Source organism: Duganella rivi (genome assembly GCF_009857435.1).
Classification (GTDB): Bacteria; Pseudomonadota; Gammaproteobacteria; order Burkholderiales; family Burkholderiaceae_D; genus Rugamonas; species Rugamonas rivi.
Genome location: NZ_WWCK01000008.1, coordinates 138,265 through 156,087, shown reverse-complemented (window position 1 = coordinate 156,087; position 17,823 = coordinate 138,265). Strand labels below are relative to the sequence as shown.

At 64.8% G+C, this 17,823-nt stretch carries 14 protein-coding genes; 4 read left to right on the top strand and 10 right to left on the bottom strand.

The window, feature by feature from the left end:
• Positions 1-220 precede the first annotated feature (220 nt).
• The 4 genes from mnmC1 to GTP45_RS25710 all read right to left on the bottom strand — a co-directional run bounded on the left by mnmC1 (position 221) and on the right by GTP45_RS25710 (position 6,007).
• On the bottom strand, positions 221-1,879 hold the full coding sequence (gene mnmC1, locus GTP45_RS25725; RefSeq protein ID WP_166454745.1) for an FAD-dependent 5-carboxymethylaminomethyl-2-thiouridine(34) oxidoreductase MnmC1: 1,659 nt from the start codon (positions 1,877-1,879) through the stop codon (positions 221-223).
• Positions 1,879-2,439 carry a DNA-3-methyladenine glycosylase I gene (locus GTP45_RS25720; protein ID WP_161016678.1) on the bottom strand — a complete coding sequence of 187 codons (561 nt, stop codon included), beginning with the start codon at positions 2,437-2,439 and terminating at the stop codon, positions 1,879-1,881. Before GTP45_RS25720 ends, mnmC1 begins: the two co-directional genes overlap by 1 nt.
• Before the next feature lie 4 nt (positions 2,440-2,443).
• Positions 2,444-5,281 (bottom strand): GGDEF domain-containing protein, encoded by a 2,838-nt coding sequence (locus tag GTP45_RS25715; RefSeq protein ID WP_161016823.1) that lies wholly within the window; start codon positions 5,279-5,281, stop codon positions 2,444-2,446.
• Positions 5,282-5,509: 228 nt separating this feature from the next.
• Entirely contained in the window at positions 5,510-6,007 is a 498-nt protein-coding gene (locus GTP45_RS25710; protein ID WP_161016677.1) for a winged helix-turn-helix transcriptional regulator, read from the bottom strand.
• A gap of 411 nt (positions 6,008-6,418) precedes the next feature.
• Here GTP45_RS25710 and GTP45_RS25705 point away from each other — a divergent pair, with 411 nt between their 5' ends.
• Entirely contained in the window at positions 6,419-6,730 is a 312-nt protein-coding gene (locus GTP45_RS25705; protein ID WP_161016676.1) for a hypothetical protein, read from the top strand.
• Between the two features lie 7 nt (positions 6,731-6,737).
• On the opposite strand, the gene GTP45_RS25700 is transcribed toward GTP45_RS25705, so the two are convergent.
• From GTP45_RS25700 to GTP45_RS25690, 3 genes are read right to left on the bottom strand one after another with little or no spacing between them, the layout of a single operon-like run.
• Positions 6,738-7,754 carry a Csu type fimbrial protein gene (locus GTP45_RS25700; protein ID WP_161016675.1) on the bottom strand — a complete coding sequence of 339 codons (1,017 nt, stop codon included), beginning with the start codon at positions 7,752-7,754 and terminating at the stop codon, positions 6,738-6,740.
• Positions 7,751-10,021: a fimbria/pilus outer membrane usher protein gene (locus GTP45_RS25695; protein ID WP_229258641.1), complete on the bottom strand. Its 2,271-nt coding sequence runs from the start codon at positions 10,019-10,021 to the stop codon at positions 7,751-7,753. Before GTP45_RS25695 ends, GTP45_RS25700 begins: the two co-directional genes overlap by 4 nt.
• Before the next feature lie 50 nt (positions 10,022-10,071).
• Positions 10,072-10,767 (bottom strand): fimbrial biogenesis chaperone, encoded by a 696-nt coding sequence (locus tag GTP45_RS25690; RefSeq protein ID WP_229258640.1) that lies wholly within the window; start codon positions 10,765-10,767, stop codon positions 10,072-10,074.
• A 217-nt stretch (positions 10,768-10,984) separates the two neighbouring features.
• Here GTP45_RS25690 and GTP45_RS25685 point away from each other — a divergent pair, with 217 nt between their 5' ends.
• The gene (locus GTP45_RS25685; RefSeq protein WP_161016672.1) at positions 10,985-11,773 is read left to right on the top strand and encodes a response regulator transcription factor; all 789 of its coding nucleotides are present in this window, start codon (positions 10,985-10,987) and stop codon (positions 11,771-11,773) included.
• Here the strand turns inward: GTP45_RS25685 and pnuC are convergent.
• Together pnuC and GTP45_RS25675 are read right to left on the bottom strand one after the other, a co-directional pair.
• Positions 11,770-12,339 (bottom strand): nicotinamide riboside transporter PnuC, encoded by a 570-nt coding sequence (pnuC, locus tag GTP45_RS25680; RefSeq protein WP_161016671.1) that lies wholly within the window; start codon positions 12,337-12,339, stop codon positions 11,770-11,772. The genes GTP45_RS25685 and pnuC overlap by 4 nt on opposite strands.
• A 12-nt stretch (positions 12,340-12,351) precedes the next feature.
• On the bottom strand, positions 12,352-13,560 hold the full coding sequence (locus GTP45_RS25675) for a M48 family metalloprotease (RefSeq protein WP_161016670.1): 1,209 nt from the start codon (positions 13,558-13,560) through the stop codon (positions 12,352-12,354).
• Positions 13,561-13,718: 158 nt separating this feature from the next.
• Here GTP45_RS25675 and GTP45_RS25670 point away from each other — a divergent pair, with 158 nt between their 5' ends.
• Both GTP45_RS25670 and GTP45_RS25665 read left to right on the top strand, forming a co-directional pair.
• Complete coding sequence (locus GTP45_RS25670) at positions 13,719-14,480, top strand: substrate-binding periplasmic protein (protein ID WP_161016669.1); 762 nt, start codon at positions 13,719-13,721, stop codon at positions 14,478-14,480.
• A gap of 75 nt (positions 14,481-14,555) precedes the next feature.
• Complete coding sequence (locus GTP45_RS25665; protein WP_161016668.1) at positions 14,556-15,803, top strand: MFS transporter; 1,248 nt, start codon at positions 14,556-14,558, stop codon at positions 15,801-15,803.
• Between the two features lies 1 nt (position 15,804).
• On the opposite strand, the gene GTP45_RS25660 is transcribed toward GTP45_RS25665, so the two are convergent.
• Positions 15,805-17,676, bottom strand: coding sequence for a hypothetical protein (locus tag GTP45_RS25660; protein ID WP_161016667.1), 1,872 nt, complete (start codon positions 17,674-17,676; stop codon positions 15,805-15,807).
• Positions 17,677-17,823 lie beyond the last annotated feature (147 nt).

Genomic DNA, 17,823 nt, shown 5'->3' with positions numbered 1-17,823 from the left:
TGTTCTGTGCCAGATTATAGCCTGTCGCCCCAGCGACCGCCAATTATGGCGGGGTTGACGTTGCGTTTCGCCTTAAAGCGCGCGGCACTAATCCAACCCGCACACCGCTGCGGCCAGGGTCTGACCCCGTACGGGGTCAGACCCTTTCGCTCGGGGTACTAACAACAGCCGTCAGTTCAGTTGAACGATAACTCTGCGGCAGTAACCCGCGAAGCTGTATTTATTGGCTGCGGCGGCGTTGTTTGAGCAGGAAGCGGCCGGGATCCAGGGCGTCTACCAGTGCGGCTTCCAGCGGCGGTGGTGTGTGTTCAAGTTGCGATACCAGCAGTTCGGCCATCAATGGCGCCCAGATCAGGCCGCGCGAGGCGTAGCCCAGCAGGCAGTAAAGGCCCTGGTGGCGCGGCACGTCGGGCAGGAATTCCAGGCGGCCGGCGTTGGGGTAGTCGGGCAAGGCACCAGCCAATGGCAAGCGGTCGGGCGCGGCGCAGCGGAAGCCTACGCGGCCTTCCAGTGGCGCGGTCTGCGCCAGCGCCGCAACGGCGTCTCCGGGAATGATCTCGGCCAGGCGGGTGAGGTTTTCCAGCTGGCTGCTGGTGCGCAGCTTGGGATCGTCGTCGTTGTCGTAAGTGGCGCCGGCGCAGACGATGCCGTTGGCGGGCGGCGTGACGTAGGCTTCGCGGCATACCACCAGCGGCAGTTGCGGCGGGCCGGCTTCTTGCGCAAGATGAGTCACTTGGCCGCGCAGTTTGAATAGCGGCAGTTCGGCGGCTTGTTCGATGCCGTTGGCGCTGGCGCCGCTGGCAAGGATGGCGGTTGGTGCTTGCGCGATCAGCGCGCCGCCGGCGTCGCGTACTTGCCATTCGCCGTCAACGCGTTGCAGGCTCACGGCCTCGTGGCAGAACACGCGTTGCAGGCGGTTGCCGCAAATGGCCAGCATGGCCTCGCACAGCGACGATGGCCGCGCCCAGCCGCCTTGTTCGAACAGCCAGCCGCCGTGCGGCGTGCTTGCGCCGATCAGGGAGCTGGCTTCGTCGGCGTCGGCCCAGCGGGCGTAGGCTTGCGGATAGTTCCATGTCGCCAGCGCTTCTTGCTGCACGGTGGCGTGGCGCTCGTCGCGCGCGAGTTGCAGCACGCCGCAATCGGCGCCTGCAAAGGCGCTGCCAACGCCGCCGAGGCGGCGCCATTCTCGCAGCGCGAACAGGTAGGCTGCGCGGCTCAGGCGCGTGGGGATGTTGTCGTCTTTAGAAAGCAGCGGCATGAAGATGCCCGCCAGATTGCCGGAAGCCTCCTGCGCTGGGTGGGCGTGGCGTTCGATCAGCGTGACCTGCCAGCCGCGCGCGCACAAGCGATGCGCAGCCGACGAACCGGCCAGTCCAGCGCCAATCACCACCGCCCGCCGCACCGGCTCCGGCGCAGCCGCAAGCTGCGGCCGAAGGCTGCGATAAACCGCCACGATGTCCAGCGAATCAGCAGCGGCCAGGCGGCATGCGAAACCGGCAGCGGTGAGTGCCCACACGAGCGCCTCGCAGGCAGCGGGTGCGTGCAGCGTCGCGCCCCGCACTGCAAGTTTGGCGAGCATGCGCCCCCACGCCGGCGATGCGTTGGAAGCGAGATGGAACTCGTTCACGCGCGCGCGGATCTGCGGCAGCACGGCATCCGCTGGGCCGACCAGCAAATCCAAGGTCACGTCATCATTGAGAATCACGCGATGGAAGCCCGGCACATTGAGCGGCCACGCGGCGCGCAATTCGGCATCAGCAATCTGCGCCGCAGGAGGCAGCGCAGCTGCCATCGCAATGTAATGCAAACGCCCGCCCTGCGCGCGCGCTGCCGCAAACCGCTCGTCACTGAACTGCGTGTCGAGCGCGACTCGCATCATCACTTGCGCGCCTTCCTGCAAAAGCAATCCGGCGCATGGTCGTCCACCATGCCGATGCCCTGCATGTACGCATAAATAATCGTCGAGCCGACAAACTTGAAACCCAGCTTTGCCAGATCCTTCGAGATCCGATCCGACAGCTCGGTCTTGGCCGGACGCGCTTCCTTGCCGCGCACCATCGGTTTGCCGCCGACATAAGACCACAACAGCTTATCCAGGCTGCTGCCGCTCTCCACCAGGCGCAAATACGCCTGCGCATTGGTAATCGCGGCCGCCACCTTCAAGCGATTGCGCACGATGCCCGGATTGGCCAGCAGCTCCGCCACTTTGTCCGGGCCATAGGCCGCAATTTTTTTCGCATCCCACTGGTCAAACGCCGCGCGATAATTCTCGCGCTTATTGAGGATGGTCTCCCAGCTCAAGCCAGCCTGCGCGCCCTCCAGATTCAGCATCTCGAACAAGCGGCGCTCGTCGTGGCAAGGCACGCCCCACTCAGTGTCGTGATATTCGAGGTACACCGGGTTCGCTGGATTAGCCCAGCTACAGCGTGTCTTTTCCATGAACTTAACCGAGTTCCAAGTCGCTGGACAAACCGATGCGGCGACGCTCGCCGCCCAGCACCAGCGGGCCAGTCAGATTGCTTACCAGTCGTACCTCGCCGTCCGCCACCGCTTCGCTCAAGTGCTGCATCAAACGCGGGAACACGCCCTCGGCGCGCGTCGATTCGGTGCTGTACAAAGCCGCCCACGCATTGCGGCCGGAGCGCTTGGCGATGTACAGGCCTTGGTCAGCCAACTCCACTACCTGCGACCATGATAGCAAGCGCGGTTGATCCGGCAGGAATGGGAAGCAGGCAAAGCCGATCGAGCAAGTGCGCGACAAGCGGCCGCCGTCCGGCAATTCAAAGTCACGCTCGGCCACCGCGCGGCGCATGCGCTCTGCCACGCCGGCCGCTTCATCGCGCTGGGTGGCGCGCGCCAGCACCAGGAATTCCTCGCCGCCCCAGCGAATCACGTAGTCCGATTCGCGGAACACTTCGCGCAAGCGCTCCTGCATCTGCACCAGGATCGAGTCGCCGGCGCCGTGGCCATAGCGGTCGTTCACTTCCTTGAAGTGATCCAGGTCGACCATGAAGAACACGAGGTCCTTGGGCGCCGCAATATCGCACTCGGTCAACTCGCGGTGCTGGCCGGCTTCGTAGCCGCGCAAGGACAGCGCCACATCGGCGTCGACGTTTTGCAGGAAGAAGCGGCGGTTGCGCAAGCCGGTCAGTTGGTCGGTCAGACTGACTTCCTCCAGCGCCTTGTAAGCCTGTTCCAGTTCCAGGTTTTTTTCCAGCAGTTGCTCCTGCGTCGCCGCCACCTGGCGATACGCGCTGGCGTTATCGAGCGCAATGGCGCCGTACGCGCACAAGGTGCGGAAGATCAGGCGTTCGCGCTCGCCGTAAGAATGCGCTTGCAGCGACTGCACCGTCATCGCGCCGAGCACGCGGTCGCCAACGCGCAGCGGTGCAAACAGCAGGCTCAAAGTCGGCAAGGTGCCGGGAATCAGGTGCGGCGTCACGCCCTCCTCATCCAGCTCGATCAAAATCTCGCGCCGTTCGCGCACGCAGCGCGCCGAGTTAGCGCTAGCAGAGGACAGCGGCACGCGCAGCGGCGGCAGCGGCGTTCCCGCTTCAATGCCGAAGGTGCACACCAGCGTTTCACCATCCGGCTCCAGCAGGAAGATCGAGAAGTGCGTCGCGTCGAGCAGGCCATGGACGTGGCGATCGAGCGCGCGGAACACCGCCGCCGCATCGAGGTGCGCGGTGATCTCCTGGCCGATCGCGCTCAAGTGCTCCAGCGTGGCGCTGGTCTGTTGCAGCACTTCGGCGCGCTGCGCCTCGGCGGCGGCCAGTTGACGATGGTGCTCGCCCTCGGTCTGCGCGCGCTCGGTTTGATACTGCACCTGCATCGCGATGGCGCGGTTGGTGGCTTCCTTGCTGTGGGTCTGATCGCGCGCGGCGTTGGCGCGCAGCGAAATGGTGTAAGCACGTTCGTAATCGCCGATGGCCGCGTATTCGCGCGCCGCCGCATCGAGCAACGTGCCGGGCACGGTGTAGCCTTCGATGGTGGCGGCGATTTCCAGCGCCAGCTGCAAGTAGTGCAGCACGGCGTTCGGCGCCATCATCAATTCAGGGCCGGGCAAGTCGTGGCGCGTGTGGATATCGGCCAGCACATTGAGGGCGGCGATCTGGCTCGACGCATCGCCATGATCGCGCGCCAGCGCCAGCGCCGCTTGTGCTGCGGCCAGCGCATCCTCGGGGCGCGCAAGGTGCGACAGCGCGTGCGCCTGTCCGCGCCGCGCGCTGCTCTGGAAATCGTTCTGGCACAAGGCGTCGCCGCGCGCGGCCAGGCGGGTGAAGCTGTCCAGCGCCGCCGCGTGGTTGCCCAGATCCAGCGCCAGGTCGCCCTGATACTCCAGGGCCACCGCGTAAGCGCGCGAACCGGACAGCGGCGCCAGTGTGTTGAGCGCCTCGCGCAGCAGGCTTTGCGCGGCGTCGCGCTGGCCCAGCTGGCGCAGCGTTTCGGCGGTCTGCATCAAGCACATGCCGATGCTGAGCGGCCAGCCGGTTGGCCGCGCGAGATCGAGCCCGCGCTGCATCCAGTCGAGCGCCGCCTCGTGCGCGTTCAAGCTGGTGAAGCCGTTGCCGATGTTGGTGGCGACAATGATGGCGCGGCGGATCTGGCCGGTGGCCAGCGCCGTTTCAAAGCTCAGCATCAGGTGGCCGATGGCGCGCCCGTACTCGCTGCGCTGGAAGGCGCAGGTGCCGAAGTAGTCGCTGATCCAGCCGGCCGCAATCGGCGGCACGCCGCTCAGGTCGGCGCCGAAACGGCCCTGCCAGCGCTGCTGCGCGGCCTGCCAGTCGCCAAAAGCGTCGCAGATGCCGGCGGCGGCGTCGATCACGTCGATGCGCAGCGGATCTTGCGCCAGGCGGGCAGCGGCGGCGGCCTTGCGCAGCCAGCTGTCACCGGCGGCGCTGACGCCGCGGTCGTTCGACACCCATGCCATCGTCCAGCAGGCATCGGCGCGGCAGGCGGCGGCGTCCGCCGGCAGCGCCGGCGCGGCCTGCTCGCACAGCAGCAAAGCCTGTTCCAGATGGTATTGGGCGGTGTCGAGTTCGCCGCGCAGCCATGCCGACTCGGCGGCAATCAATTGCAGGCGGGCGCGCTGCAAGGCGGCCTCCGACGGCGGCAACAAGGCCAGCAAGGCGGTAATTTCAACTGTTAACTGCTGCGCGCGCGCAGGGTCGCGCTGGCGCAAATGCCAAGCGAGCGCCGTCAGCGGCCGGAGCCGCTCCGCGCCTTGCACTTCATGCAATATTACATCCCACTGCGCCAGCTCATCGTCGAGCGCAAACATGTCCACCAAGTGACTTTCCTCTACTGTGTCGCCGCAGCGCGCCGTTGCGCTGCTACCGCATTATTCCACAGTTTGCAGGCCCTCCTGTATCGGCCTTTTAAGTGACTGATATCAAAGGTTTTTTGGTTCCACATGGAAACTAGTTTGATGCGAGTTACACCGTTTTGGGACAAAAAAAAGCCGGCCGTGCCGGCCGGCGCTGCGTTGAACGCGGGGAAGACGCGACGCTTAAGCGCGCGCAGGTTGATTAATTTGCACCAGGCGCGTGCGCATGCCCTCGGTGGCGGCCGGGCCCGGCGCGAACATATAGTCCTCGTCGTTGATGGCCAGGCCGCTGTTGGCGTCCACCAGCACCTGGTCGGCCGGCTTGCCGGTTTCGCGGCTCACCACCAGCAGGCTGGCCCCTTCCGGCGCCAGGTGGTCGTTGCCCCAGGCGACAAAGGCCAGCAGCACCGGCTTGAAGTCGCGGCCGGCCTTGGTCAGCACGTATTCATAGCGCGGCGGCCGCGCGCTGTACTGGCGGCGCTCCATCAGGCCGCCCTCGACCAGCCCGGCCAGGCGCCGGGTCAGCATATTCGGGGCGATCTTCAGGCTTTTTTCGAACTCGTCGAAACGCGTCAGGCCGTAGAAGGCGTCACGCAGGATCAGGATGCTCCACCACTCGCCCACTTTACCCAGGCTGCGAGCGATCGGGCACGGCATGCTGCCAAAGTCGGTATGTTTCATTTTCTACTCCTCAAAGTTGAAGGTGGATGCTCTTTAGCTCGGGTTACTTGCATGTTTGATGCAAGAAAGTGTGACTTTTTTAGGTGATGCCACGTCGGTGATAATGTGTGTATTTTCAAGTGCCAATTTCGTCTCCTCTTTTGCCCTGCGTTTTTGAAAATTTCTCCTATGAAAACCGCTGTTTGTCGCCTGTTTTTTACCCTCAAAAATAGGACAAAAAATCCCGTCCAAAACTCTCCAAAAATCACTTTATTTCCACACGTAAATTTCTGTGTAAAATGTGAACATTCGCGAGATTGTTCCTTCAGGATAAAATTCTTCCTGTAGATTAACTTCCGCGGCCTTGATGGCTACCAGGAATCCGTAGCTGTCGAACAAGATTGCTGCGCACCTCAAAAACGTGTGTAAAAAATGAAAACTTTTGCCAAACTCGTTGCTATCACCCTGTTCAGCCTGCCACTGCTGTCGAATGCCGCCGGTAAGACCGCCAGTGCCGCCATGCAGGTGACGTTTGAAGTCAAGGAATCCTGCACGGTGCAAACCAGCGCTGCTGCTACCACTGCCACCCCGGACACCAAGGCTGCGCCAGCCGTCGCCTGCCAGCTCAACACGCCTTACCAGCTGACCCGCGCCAACCAGCCTGCCGCCGCCAACAGCGCCGACAGCAAATCCAGCGCCATCCGCCAGGAAGCCGCCGCCGGCGAGTGGACTGTCTACTTCTAAACTCCGCTCAAAACTGCACGGTCGCCGTGATCGTGTCCTTGTAGTCCCCCGGCGACGGCGTCGTTTGTGACGGTACCCGCCCATACACTGTCACCGTCGCGCTGTTGCCGTCTCCCGAACCATTCACCGTCACCGTACCGTTGCCGCCGTCCCCCCAATTGGTGCCGTCCAGGGTGTTGGATAGCTGGTAGGACACCATCTCCGCGCCGCTCAGCTTTTTCATCCGGCGCGAGGTGGTCGATACCGGATTGCTGCCGTACGACAGCAAGATCCTGTACAGCGTGCTCTTGCTGCAGCGGACGCTCATGTTGGCGGTCGAGCGCAGGGTGCTGCTCAATAAATTGCTGTTCGGGAAGGCGAGATTGCCGATGCTGATATTGCAGTCGTTAATAATCGGCGCGCGCACCTGGAACGGAATGGCCACGACCGGCCCCAGCGTGCAGCTCAGGGCCGGGCTGAGGAAGAAGCTGTATTGCATCAGGGCGCTGCCGCTGCCAAAGTCCGAGGTCGCGCTGAGGTCGTCTGCACCCACCGCATTGGCAGACAAGGTGGCGTCCGCCGTCAATTTGCCGTACAGCGGGATCACTTGCGACATGGTGCCGACGCCGCCGCTCTTGGTCATGGTAAAGGTGATGGCCTGCGAAGCGCTGCTGGTGCTGGTGCCGGCCCAGCCGCCCCAGATCTTGGAGGCGGCGTAGCTGGTGTCGGTGTAAATGTTGTAGTTGGCCTTGATGCTGCCGTTGCCGATCTGGCGCGGCGCGGTCACCGTGGAGGATGAATTGGTGCCGGCGCCAAGATACAGGCATACCGAGACGTTGGGCGTCAGCAGCGTGCCGAGGATGTTAGTCCAGGTGCAGACCACGGTCAGATTGGCGCTCCCGGAAAAAACGTCGGTGGTGGAAATCGAGCTGACGCTGGGGAACACGATATCGCTGGGCGTGATCGCGCAGCTATCGGCGCGCGCCTGGCCGGCCAGCAGCGCCAGCAGCATACCGAGCAGGATTAGCCAGCGGCGCGCCATCATTGCCCTCCCTGGCAGCGGTACGGGCCCAGCACCGGCATGGCGTTGCCCTTGACCGCTTCATAGCGGAACTCAATCAGGCAGGGCTTGCCCTCGATAGTCAGGCGCAGGTGGTTGAGCGCCTGCAGGTGGTCGATGAAGGCCATGCCGTCATAGCCGACCACGGTGGTGGCGCCGCTTTCCACGTGCAGCACCTCGATGCCGGCGCCGAGCGGCTGGCCGCCGGCGTCGTGCAAGATCACGCTGGCCGCTTCGTAGGTCTCGACCGGGAAGCGCACCAGCACGCCGGACAGCCGGGCCGGCACCACGCCCTGGCCGGTGCTGGAGATGCGCGCGTCCAGCGGCAAGCTGGAGGGATCGATGTCGACCTGGTTGGTCACGTAGGCATTCAAATTCGGCACCAGCAGATAGCCGGAGGCCCCGGTCTTGCCGATCACCTGGTTTTCTTGCAGCACCGGCACGCCGCCGACGCCGTCGGTGGAGACCAGCGCGAAACCGGCGCCGACTTGGCGCGCCGCGTGCACGCTGCCATCCATCAGCACCAGCGCGCCGGCCACGTCCACCGAGCTGGTGCGCTGGTTGCCGGTGTCTTGCAGGTAGGCGGTGACCTGGCCGTAGTTGCCGAGATAAGTCGCCTGCGCCTGCCGCAGCGCACTGCCATTGGTGTTGACCGTTTGCAGCCCCCAGCCAAAGCCGCCGCCATAATCGGCCGAGCGCGCCAGCGTGACGGTGGTGCTGCGCGCATCGGCCTGGCGGCTGCGGCTGGCGTTGGCCGAGATGCGGTCGCCAAAAGTGCCGCTGACACTGAAGAACACGCCGCGCGCCTTGGCGTCGCGCGCGTCGCGGAAAGCGCTCACGCTCAAGAACAGGCGCCGGCCCAGCGTGGCCGTGTACGACGCCGCCACCACGCGCGCCGGCGGCGCCTCCGGCGAGCGCACGCTGATCGCGCTCAGCCCCAGTCCCTGCCCGGCAAACAGCGACAGGTTGAAATTGATACGGTCGCTGGCGCGCAGCACCGCCGCGCCTTCCAGCGTGCCGAGATCGCTGTAATTGGCGCTGGCGCGCTGCGATTGCAGGTCGATGCTAAAGCGCGGGCTCAGGTACTGGTAGCCCAGCGTGGCCTGGGCGCCGCGCCGCGCGGTCTCGCCGCTGCCGCCGCTGGCCGCCAGCGAGGCGCTGACCACGCCGGCCTGCCCCAGCCGCCACAGCATGCCGGCGCCGCCATTGAGCAAGCCGCTGCCGCCCTCGCCGTGCGCTTCCAGCGTCAGCGTGTCGCTGAGGCCGCGCCGCAGCGAGGCGCTGGCCACCGGCGTGCGCGCATAGCCGAATGAATCGGTGGTGTAGCGGCGGCGCAGCACACCCAGCTCGTACGAATAGTCGGTCAAGCCTTCGGCCAGCATGCGGGTGTCGACATACAGCGGCAAGGTGGTGCTGATGGCGCGCCCGGCCGCGTCGCGCGTGACCAGCGTGGCTTGCCCGGCGCCATTGATGCCGGCCACCTGATTGACCACGAAGGGGCCGGACGGCACCGCCGTCTCCACTTGCCGCACGCCGTTGATGTACAGGCTGACCGCGCTGGGCACCACCGCCGAGCCGGACAGCGCGGCAGCCGGGAAGGTCAGCAAGTCGGGCCGCAGGTCAAAGCTGCGCTTCCACTGCACCCCGCCCATGCGCAGCGAACGCGACCATGGCAGCGAGGACGAGATGAAATCGCCCACCTGCCACGTTTCCATGGTGTCGGGATCGGAATGCACCCAGGCGGTATCGAAGCGCACGAACTGGCGCAGCTGCGGGCTATAGTTGATGATGCCGGTGCTGGTCAGCACGCCGGCGCTGTTGAAGTAGCGTACTTCGTTGGTGATGGAGGTGCTGCGGTTCTGGCCCAGCACGCTGAAGGCGTCGTAGTTGAGCACTACGCCCGGCGTCACGCTGGCCTTGCCGGCCTTGCGCACGGTGCGGCTGGATACGGTCAGCGGCGCGCGCAGCGCATCGTCGACCCGCAGCGCAATGGTCTGGCGCGCGGCATCGTAGGTGTAGGCCAGCCCCTTGATGTCGTCGAGGTCGAACTCTTCCTTCCCCTCGACGCCAAACAGCTTGGGATCGAGCTCGATATCGCGCAGATTCTGCACGCTACTGCGCAGCCCCGAGGTCTTGCCCCGGGTAAAACGCATTACCAAGCCGGTCGCTTCACCGTTCACAATTACCTCCAGAAAAAGCTCTTCTTCCTGCGGCGGCGGCGCCGGCGGCGTTTGCGCAAGCACACTGCCCATGACCCACCATGTCAACAGCCAAGCCCACAGCCAGCGCCGGCGCATCCGGGCTAGTCCACCTTAGCGACTGTACTGGCGCTGAAAGGCCGGGTATTGATCGTGGCTTTCACCGCCAACGTCCCGTTCAGATCGGCGTCGCCAGACGTGGGCAAGCGCCATTCGCGCAGCCTCCCTGCCAGCACGTAACCGAACAAGCCCGGCGCAATCACAAACTGCTGGCCGGCGCCGTTGCTCAGTTCCAGCGCGCCGATCTGTGCGCGCTGGGTGCCGCTGTTGCGGACTCGCAACATCCAAAAACCATCTTTTTTGTACACCGCCCACGCCAGCGACGGCGCCGCGCGGTCGTCGGCCGGCAGCACAAACAGCGGCACCGAGTAGCGCAAGCGGATGTCGACGCCGCTGACGGGGCCGCTGTCGCCCTTCGGTATCTCGTCGATCAGGATGCGGTAGCACAGCTCGCTAACCGGCAGTTGGTCACTGCGCCTTACCAGCCGTATCATCTGGCTGCTCTTCGGTTCGATCTGGATAATCGGCGGGCTGGCTACCACGTCCTGGGTGGGGGTCAGCACGTCGTCCCCCTCCTTCTGCTCCCACTGGTAGACCCGGACTTGGCCGTACACCGGGGCCTCGCCCAGGTTCTGCATATTGATGCCGGTGGCCCCCTGGCCGGCGCGCAGGTTGATCATCACCGGCGAGATTTGCAAATTGGCGGCAACGGCCGGCCACGCCAGCCCGATTGCGGTCATCAGCCCTAAGATTCGTGCGCGTACGCCTGTCATCCAGCCCCCAACATTGCTTTCGCTCAACACTCGATTCCATTATTAATGATCTAAAAAAATTATGCTTTTGGCGGAAGCGACAACTATTTTGCAAGCGTAGAAAACTATCAAAAATATTTAAAAGATAGGCATAATACGCAACAGGCCGTGATAAAACTTTATCAATTAAATTGCCGGGGGCGCCATGCCGACCACCCTTGAAAGCAGTCGTTCTAAGATTCTCATCGTGGACGACTCCGCGTTTGAGCAGCGCATGCTGGCCGATTTGCTAAGCGAGATGCCGTACAAGGTCTCGGTGGCTTTCAATGGCCTGCAGGGTTACCAACTAGCGCTCGCTAATCGCCCTGACCTGATCCTGCTTGACGTGCGCATGCCGAATATGGACGGCTACACCGCCTGCCGCCTGCTCAAGGCCAACCCGGTGACGCAGGACATCCCGGTGATTTTCCTGAGCGGCGCCGATGCCGACGACGACCGCATCCTCGGCCTGTCGATCGGCGGCGTCGATTACGTCTCCAAGCCGTTCTCGCCGGGCGAGCTGGCGGCGCGCATCCAGGTGCATCTGAATTTGGCCAAGCGCCAGCAGCAAGCGCCGCCGACCGAGGCCGAGGATGAAGAACACATGGAAGCCGAGAGCGACCCGGACGCGGTGCTGGTCAACGCCGTCAAGCGGCTGATCAGCGACAACCTGGCGGCGCTGCCCGGACTGGCCGAGATCGCCCGCAGCGTCGGCACCTACCGCGAGAAGCTGTCGCAGGTATTCCGCGAGCAAACCGGCATGACGGTGTTCGGCTTCATCCGCGAGGAACGCATCCGCCGCGGCGAGGAATTATTGAAGGACACCGATATCGACGTGCAGGACATCGCCCTGCTGATCGGCTTTAACAACGCCGGCAACTTTGCCACCGCCTTCCGCGAGCGCATGGGCGTCACGCCCACCGCCTACCGGCAGGCGATCCACAAAAAACCCTAGGCGGCGGCCTGCGCCTGCATTTGCCGGCGCCAGAAGTACCACGAGGCCAGCGCGTTGATCCAGTAGCCGGCGTACAGCACCGCCGTCAGGTACAGGCCGCGGCTGGCGTACAGCGGCACCGAGATGGTGTTGACCAGCAGCCAGAACGGCCATGTCTCGAGCCGTCGTCCCATCAGCAGCAATTGCGCCACGATGGAAAACATCAGCACCGAGGAATCGATGAACGGCGCGTAGGCGTTGGTGTAGATTTGCAGCATCAAGCCGTAACCAGCGGTAGCTAACAGGCCGATGCCGGCCATCCACCACAGCGTGCGCAGGCGCGCCCGCGAGATCGGCAACGGCGCCCCGCCGGCGCCGCGCAGCCATTGCAGCCAGCCGATCACGCAAGTGACGATGAAGAACAGTTGCAGCGCCACGTCGGCGTACAGGTTGACGCTGTAGAACAGCGCGGCAAACATGGCGCAGCCGAGAATGCCCAGCCACCACGAATGAATGCTATTGCGGCCCGACAGCACGATGGAAACGGCCATGACGGCATTGGCGGCAAGTTCCAGCGGGGAAGTCAACGGCGCTCCTGGTTAGTGGACGCACTCCGCCGGCAACACGCGCGACGGGATGTCCTCGCTGGCGCATTGCCAGACGACGCGCTTATTCTCGTCCACGCGCGGCGTGAACGCAATAGCCTTGCCACGGTAGTTCAGGTCGGACGGGAACACCCGCACCATGCCGTTGCCGGGATCGACCGTGATGTCTTGCACCGCGTGGTTGGGATCGGCCATGGCGTAGCCGGCCTGCTCCAAGGTTTCCGGGCCGCGGCCGTTGGCGTAGAAATACCGCTCGACCGCCGCCGTGGCGTCATGCCCGACCACCACCGCTTGCGCCATGCGCGCCTTGGCCGTGTAATCGCTGTAGGCCGGCACCGCCACCGCCGCCAGCACGCCGATCAAGGCCATCAGCGCCAGCACCGAACCAGCGCCGCCGACGCCCAAGCGCGGCACGAACAGCGCCAGCAGGTAAGCCAGGCCGTGGCGGCCCGGCGCCACCACCTCGTTACCCTGCGCCAGCCCGCGCACCACCGCCATGCGCTTGACCAGCCACGGGTAATCGCCGACCAGCTCGTGGAACGACATCCAGAAGCCATTGCTCTGCTGCGCCTGCGCCGTGTAGTTGCTAACGCTGAGCTGGCGCCAGCGCTTGCCGCCGGCCGCCAGCGCCGCCAGCCCCACTTGCGCGCTTTTCAAATCGTCGCAGGCGTGGAAGCCGTGACGGTCGCAGGTGTACTCGCGGGCGCGCGCATAGGCCGCCCCCAGCAGCGGCAGCACCGCCGCTGGCGCCAGCAGCGCCGACCAGCGCAGGTGGTTGCGCTTGATGTGGCCGATCTCGTGGCCGATGTAGAAGTTGATGGCGTCCGGCCGGTCTTCCAGCGCGTCCACCACGTCCGAGTACAGCACGATGAAATTGTTGCCAAGGAAGCGGGTGGCAAAGGCGTTGAAGGCGCCGCCCATTTGCAGCAGGTAGGCTTCCGGCACTTCGTCCAGCGCGAGGCGCTGGCAACACGCTTCAATGCGCTGGTGCAGGTCGGGGAACTGCGCCGGCGTAATCTGCACCGCCGTGCCCTTCAGGTAGGACACCAGCGCCGATTGCGCGAAGCAGTAGCTGATAAAAAACAGCAGCAGGTACAACAGCGCCATGCCCACCGTGCCGATCACCAGCGCCGCCCAGATCAGCAGCGATACAGCCAGCATGATGCCGAACAGCGTTGTTTCATTCTTGTAAATCAGGTTCATGCGGCTCCCGGCACGATAAAAAGTTTCCTTGAAGCTATTTTAGTGCACTATTTACGAAATTTGCAACTCTTTATGACAACTGATGCCGCCGCGCCGCACGCTTGACATTCGCGCCCAGTCTGGCAAATTGTAGCCATCGGACAAGAAAGGGTTGCAGCATGCAAGCGCGTTACGTGATTGCCGCCATCGCGCTGCTGGGCGTGGCCGCGCAGGCTCCCGCGTGTGAACTCAGCATGGCGCTGGAACAATGGCCGCCCTATTTGTACAGTCCGCCCAATGCCGCCCCGACCGGGCTGGACTGGGATCTGGCGCAAGCCATCCTCAAGGAAGCCGGCTGCAAGCTGGACGTGCAGCCCGAACTGCCGACTGCGCGGCGCCAGCGCCTGTTTGAGCAGGGCAAGCTGGACCTGCCGCTGTCCGCCTCCAACACTGCCGAGCGGCGCCGCTATGCGCGCTTCAGCATCGCTTACCGCCATGAGACGGTGGGCGTGTTTGCACGCAGCAGCGCCAGCCGGCACTTGCAGCACATCACCAGCTTCGACGCGCTGCTGGGCGATAAAGTGGCGCTGCTCGCGCCCAAGGTCGGCTGGTACGGTGCCGCCTACGCGCGGGTGCAGCCGACGCTGGCCGCCACCGGCAAGCTCAGCACTTTCCTCAGCTTCCAGCAGGGCTTGCGCATGCTCGATGCGGGCCGGGCCGACCTGATCATGGGCGACAGCCTGGCGCTGCGCCATGAAGCGAAAACGCAGGGCGTCGCCATCAGCCCGGTGCCGCTGGTGGCGCTGCGCGCGCCGGTGCATCTGATGCTCAACAAAACCAGCACCACGCAGGCCGACCTCGACCGCATCAACACCGCCATCGCGCGGCTGGAACAGCAAGGCGTACTGGGCGCGATACGCAGCCGCTACGGCGAACCGTAGCGGCCGGCCGCCTGCAGGGCCGGGCCAAACGTGCTAAGGTTGACCCTTTTTGCCCGCAGTTTTGCGCCTCTCCCCATGCAGCACGAACAGATTTCCGACACTCCCCTCATCATTGCGCCGCGCGGCGCCGGCCTCGCCAACCTGGCCTTGGCGATCGGCGGCCTGGCCATCGGCACCGGCGAATTCGCCTCGATGAGCATCCTGCCCGTGGTGGCCAGCGACCTGCACACCAGCCTGCCCGACATGGGCCACATGATCAGCGCCTACGCGCTGGGCGTGGTGTTTGGCGCGCCGCTGATTACCATCTTCCTCGCGCGCATGCCGCGCCGCGCCATGCTGATCATGCTGATGTCGCTGTACGCGGCCGGCAACCTGCTCAGTGCTGCAGCGCCCGGCTACGGCGCGCTGATCTTGGCCCGCTTCATCGCCGGCATTCCGCACGGCGCTTACTTTGGCGTGGCGGCGCTGGTGGCAGCGGCCATGGCGGTGCCGGAGAAGCGCGCGCAGGCGGTATCGCGGGTGCTGCTGGGGCTGACCATTGCCAACGTGTTCGGCGTGCCGCTGGCGACCTGGCTGAGCCAAGGCTTCGGCTGGCGCTCGACCTTCCTCGTGGTCGGCCTGCTGGGTGTGACCACCGCGCTGATGGTGAGCCGCTACGTGCCGTTCATCGCCGCCGGCAACGCCAGCCCGCGCCGCGAACTGGGCGTGTTCCGCCGCCTGCAAGTGTGGGTGACGCTGCTGATGGTGTCGGTCGGTTTCGGCGGCTTGTTCGCGGTCTACACCTACGTCACGCCAACCTTGCTGGAAGTGACCAAGGTGTCGCCGGCCGCGCTGCCGGTGCTGCTGGCCATGATGGGCGTCGGCATGACGGTGGGGAATCTGGTGGGCGGCTGGTTTGCCGACCGCTCGCGCCTGTGGACCATCTTCGGCGCGCTGGTGTGGAATGCGCTGGCGCTGTCGGCGTTTTATTATTCGAGCGCCAACGTGTGGACGGTGGCGCTCAACCTGTTTGCCATCGGCTGCGGCATTGCCGTGTGCCCGGCGGTGCAAACGCGCCTGATGGACGTTGCAGGCGATGCGCAAACCGTGGCGGCGGCGCTCAACCACTCCGCCTTCAACTGCGCCAATGCAGCCGGAGCGTGGTGCGGTGGGCTGGCGATTGCGCACGGCATGAGCTTGCAATCGACCGGCCCGGTGGGCGCCTTGCTGGCCGTTGGCGGCATCGCGGTGCTGGGCGTGTCGGTGCTGCTGGAGCAGCGCGGCATGGCAGGCGCAGGCCAGCAGCATGCGCCAGCGCCAGCAATGGAAGGCCACGGCGCATGATTTATTCCTTGTACTCGATGGATTGCACGAACAGGCCGAGCCGGCGCCCATCCTGTCCCAAGCCCAGTTGCTTGGGCGAGGCGGCGTCCGGCAAATTCAACACGATCACCACTTCCGGCGACGCGTCGGCGCGCAGCGGCAGCAATACTTTTTCGTAACCGCCGCTGCGATACACGGCCTGCTGCTGCGGCAGGCCATCGGCGGACAATTGCACCTGCTGCGGACGGAGGTCGCCACGGAAGGCGGCGGCGGTCAGCTCGACATGGCCCGGCGCCTTGCCGCTGACCGGCACGCGCGGGCAGCGCAGGATGGCTTGCCCGGCATCGGTCCACGTGCCGTCGCGCTCGCGCACGCTGAAGCCGCTGAGGATACAGCGGTCGCGCTGGTCGATGCCGGAGAATTCAATGCGGCGGCCGACCACCACGTGCCGCCCGGCGCAGGCGGCGTCCAGCGCCACCAGCCCGCCCAGCGGCGCGCCGAGGCGGCAGGCCGGCGCCTGGTCGTAATAACTGTGCGCGGACACGATCACGCGGCCGGCGCGGTGCCAGCTATTGATGTCGCGCTGGTGGAGCAGGCTCACGGAATTCGGATCATCCATGCGCGACACGTGCAACAGGCCGATGGAGAACATGTACTCGATCACGCCGGAAGCGTCAGGCAAGCCTGTAGCGTAATCGGACTTGCCGCTAATGGCTGGGCTGCGATCGCGCAGCGCCGTTACCGCGCGCTCCAGTGCCACGATGTCGCGGGCATGCATACCCTGGCGGTCGGGCACCACGGCGGCGCAGGCCAGCACCATCAGCAACGCCGGCAGCACGCACTGCGCCAGCGCCCACGGCTTGCCCTGCGGCGCAGCAGCAGCCTTGCGCCGCCACAGCAAGGCCGGCAGCAGTGCCAGTTCCAGCAGCAGCGCGGTATCGAGCGCGTACACGTACTTGCGGATCGCGTAGTCCGAGCCCATGCCCAGCCACAGCGCCACGCCCTGCGCGAGGCAGCCTGCAGCGATGGCCAGTCCATACAAGCCGATCCACTTCAACGCCAGGTAGTCGACCGCCTGCTGCAAGCGCGCCCAGTAAAACAGCAGCGCGACCGAAACCAGCACGATCACCACGCTGTAGCCCATCAATGCCGGCACGTTATCCAGGTAGGGCAGTGGCAAGTAGCCGTTGGCCTTGCTGATCTCGCGCATCGCGGCAAACGCCGGATGGCTGATCAGGGCGCCGAGCGCCGCCAGCCAGCAAGCCACGCCCACCGCAGCGCTGACCGTGATGCTGGGATCCCGCCGGCGCCACTGCTGCAGTAAATCCAGCGCGATCAAGCCGCCCATCATCAGCAACAGGGTCAGCGCGGGCAGCAGGTGCAAGCCGGTCATCCAATAAATCGCCGGCGCCAGCAAGCCATAGCGCAGCCATGCCGCCACGGCGCGCTTTTCCAACTCGAGGCTGAGCAGCATGATCGCCACGCACAGCACTTGGCCCAGCAACTGCGGCAGGAAGAAATTATTTATCACCTCATCGCCGTGCAGCGGCATGTGGATGCTCCAGCGGTTCAGCGCCAGCAAGCCCGCCAGCACCACGACCGCCTTGGCGGCGACGCGCAGCGGCAAACTGGTCAGCAGCCACGCCAGGGCAGCCCACACTGCCGCCACGCTCAGCACCGCCAGCACCTGCACGCCCATGAAAGGCGACTCCAGCCAGCGGCCGATGCCCGCCGCCACGTGGTGGGCGAGGCGCGGGTACACGTTCATCTCGTTGAGGCTGGGATCAAACGAAAACGCCGCGTGGCCATGTTCCATTAAGCGCACCACCAGCGCGTAATGGTGGGCCAAGTCAACCGAGCCACTCCACACGCGATCAAGATAAAGACTGGTCAACCCAACAACTGCCAATAACAACAGTCCGGCGCGGAGGGAGCGAACAACAGGATGAGAGAGAGGCATGCGTAAGCTTTTGCGGAATAAATTCTGTCAATATTACAACAAAAACAATCACCCCAGTAACGCGAAATGGAACCAGCGAAA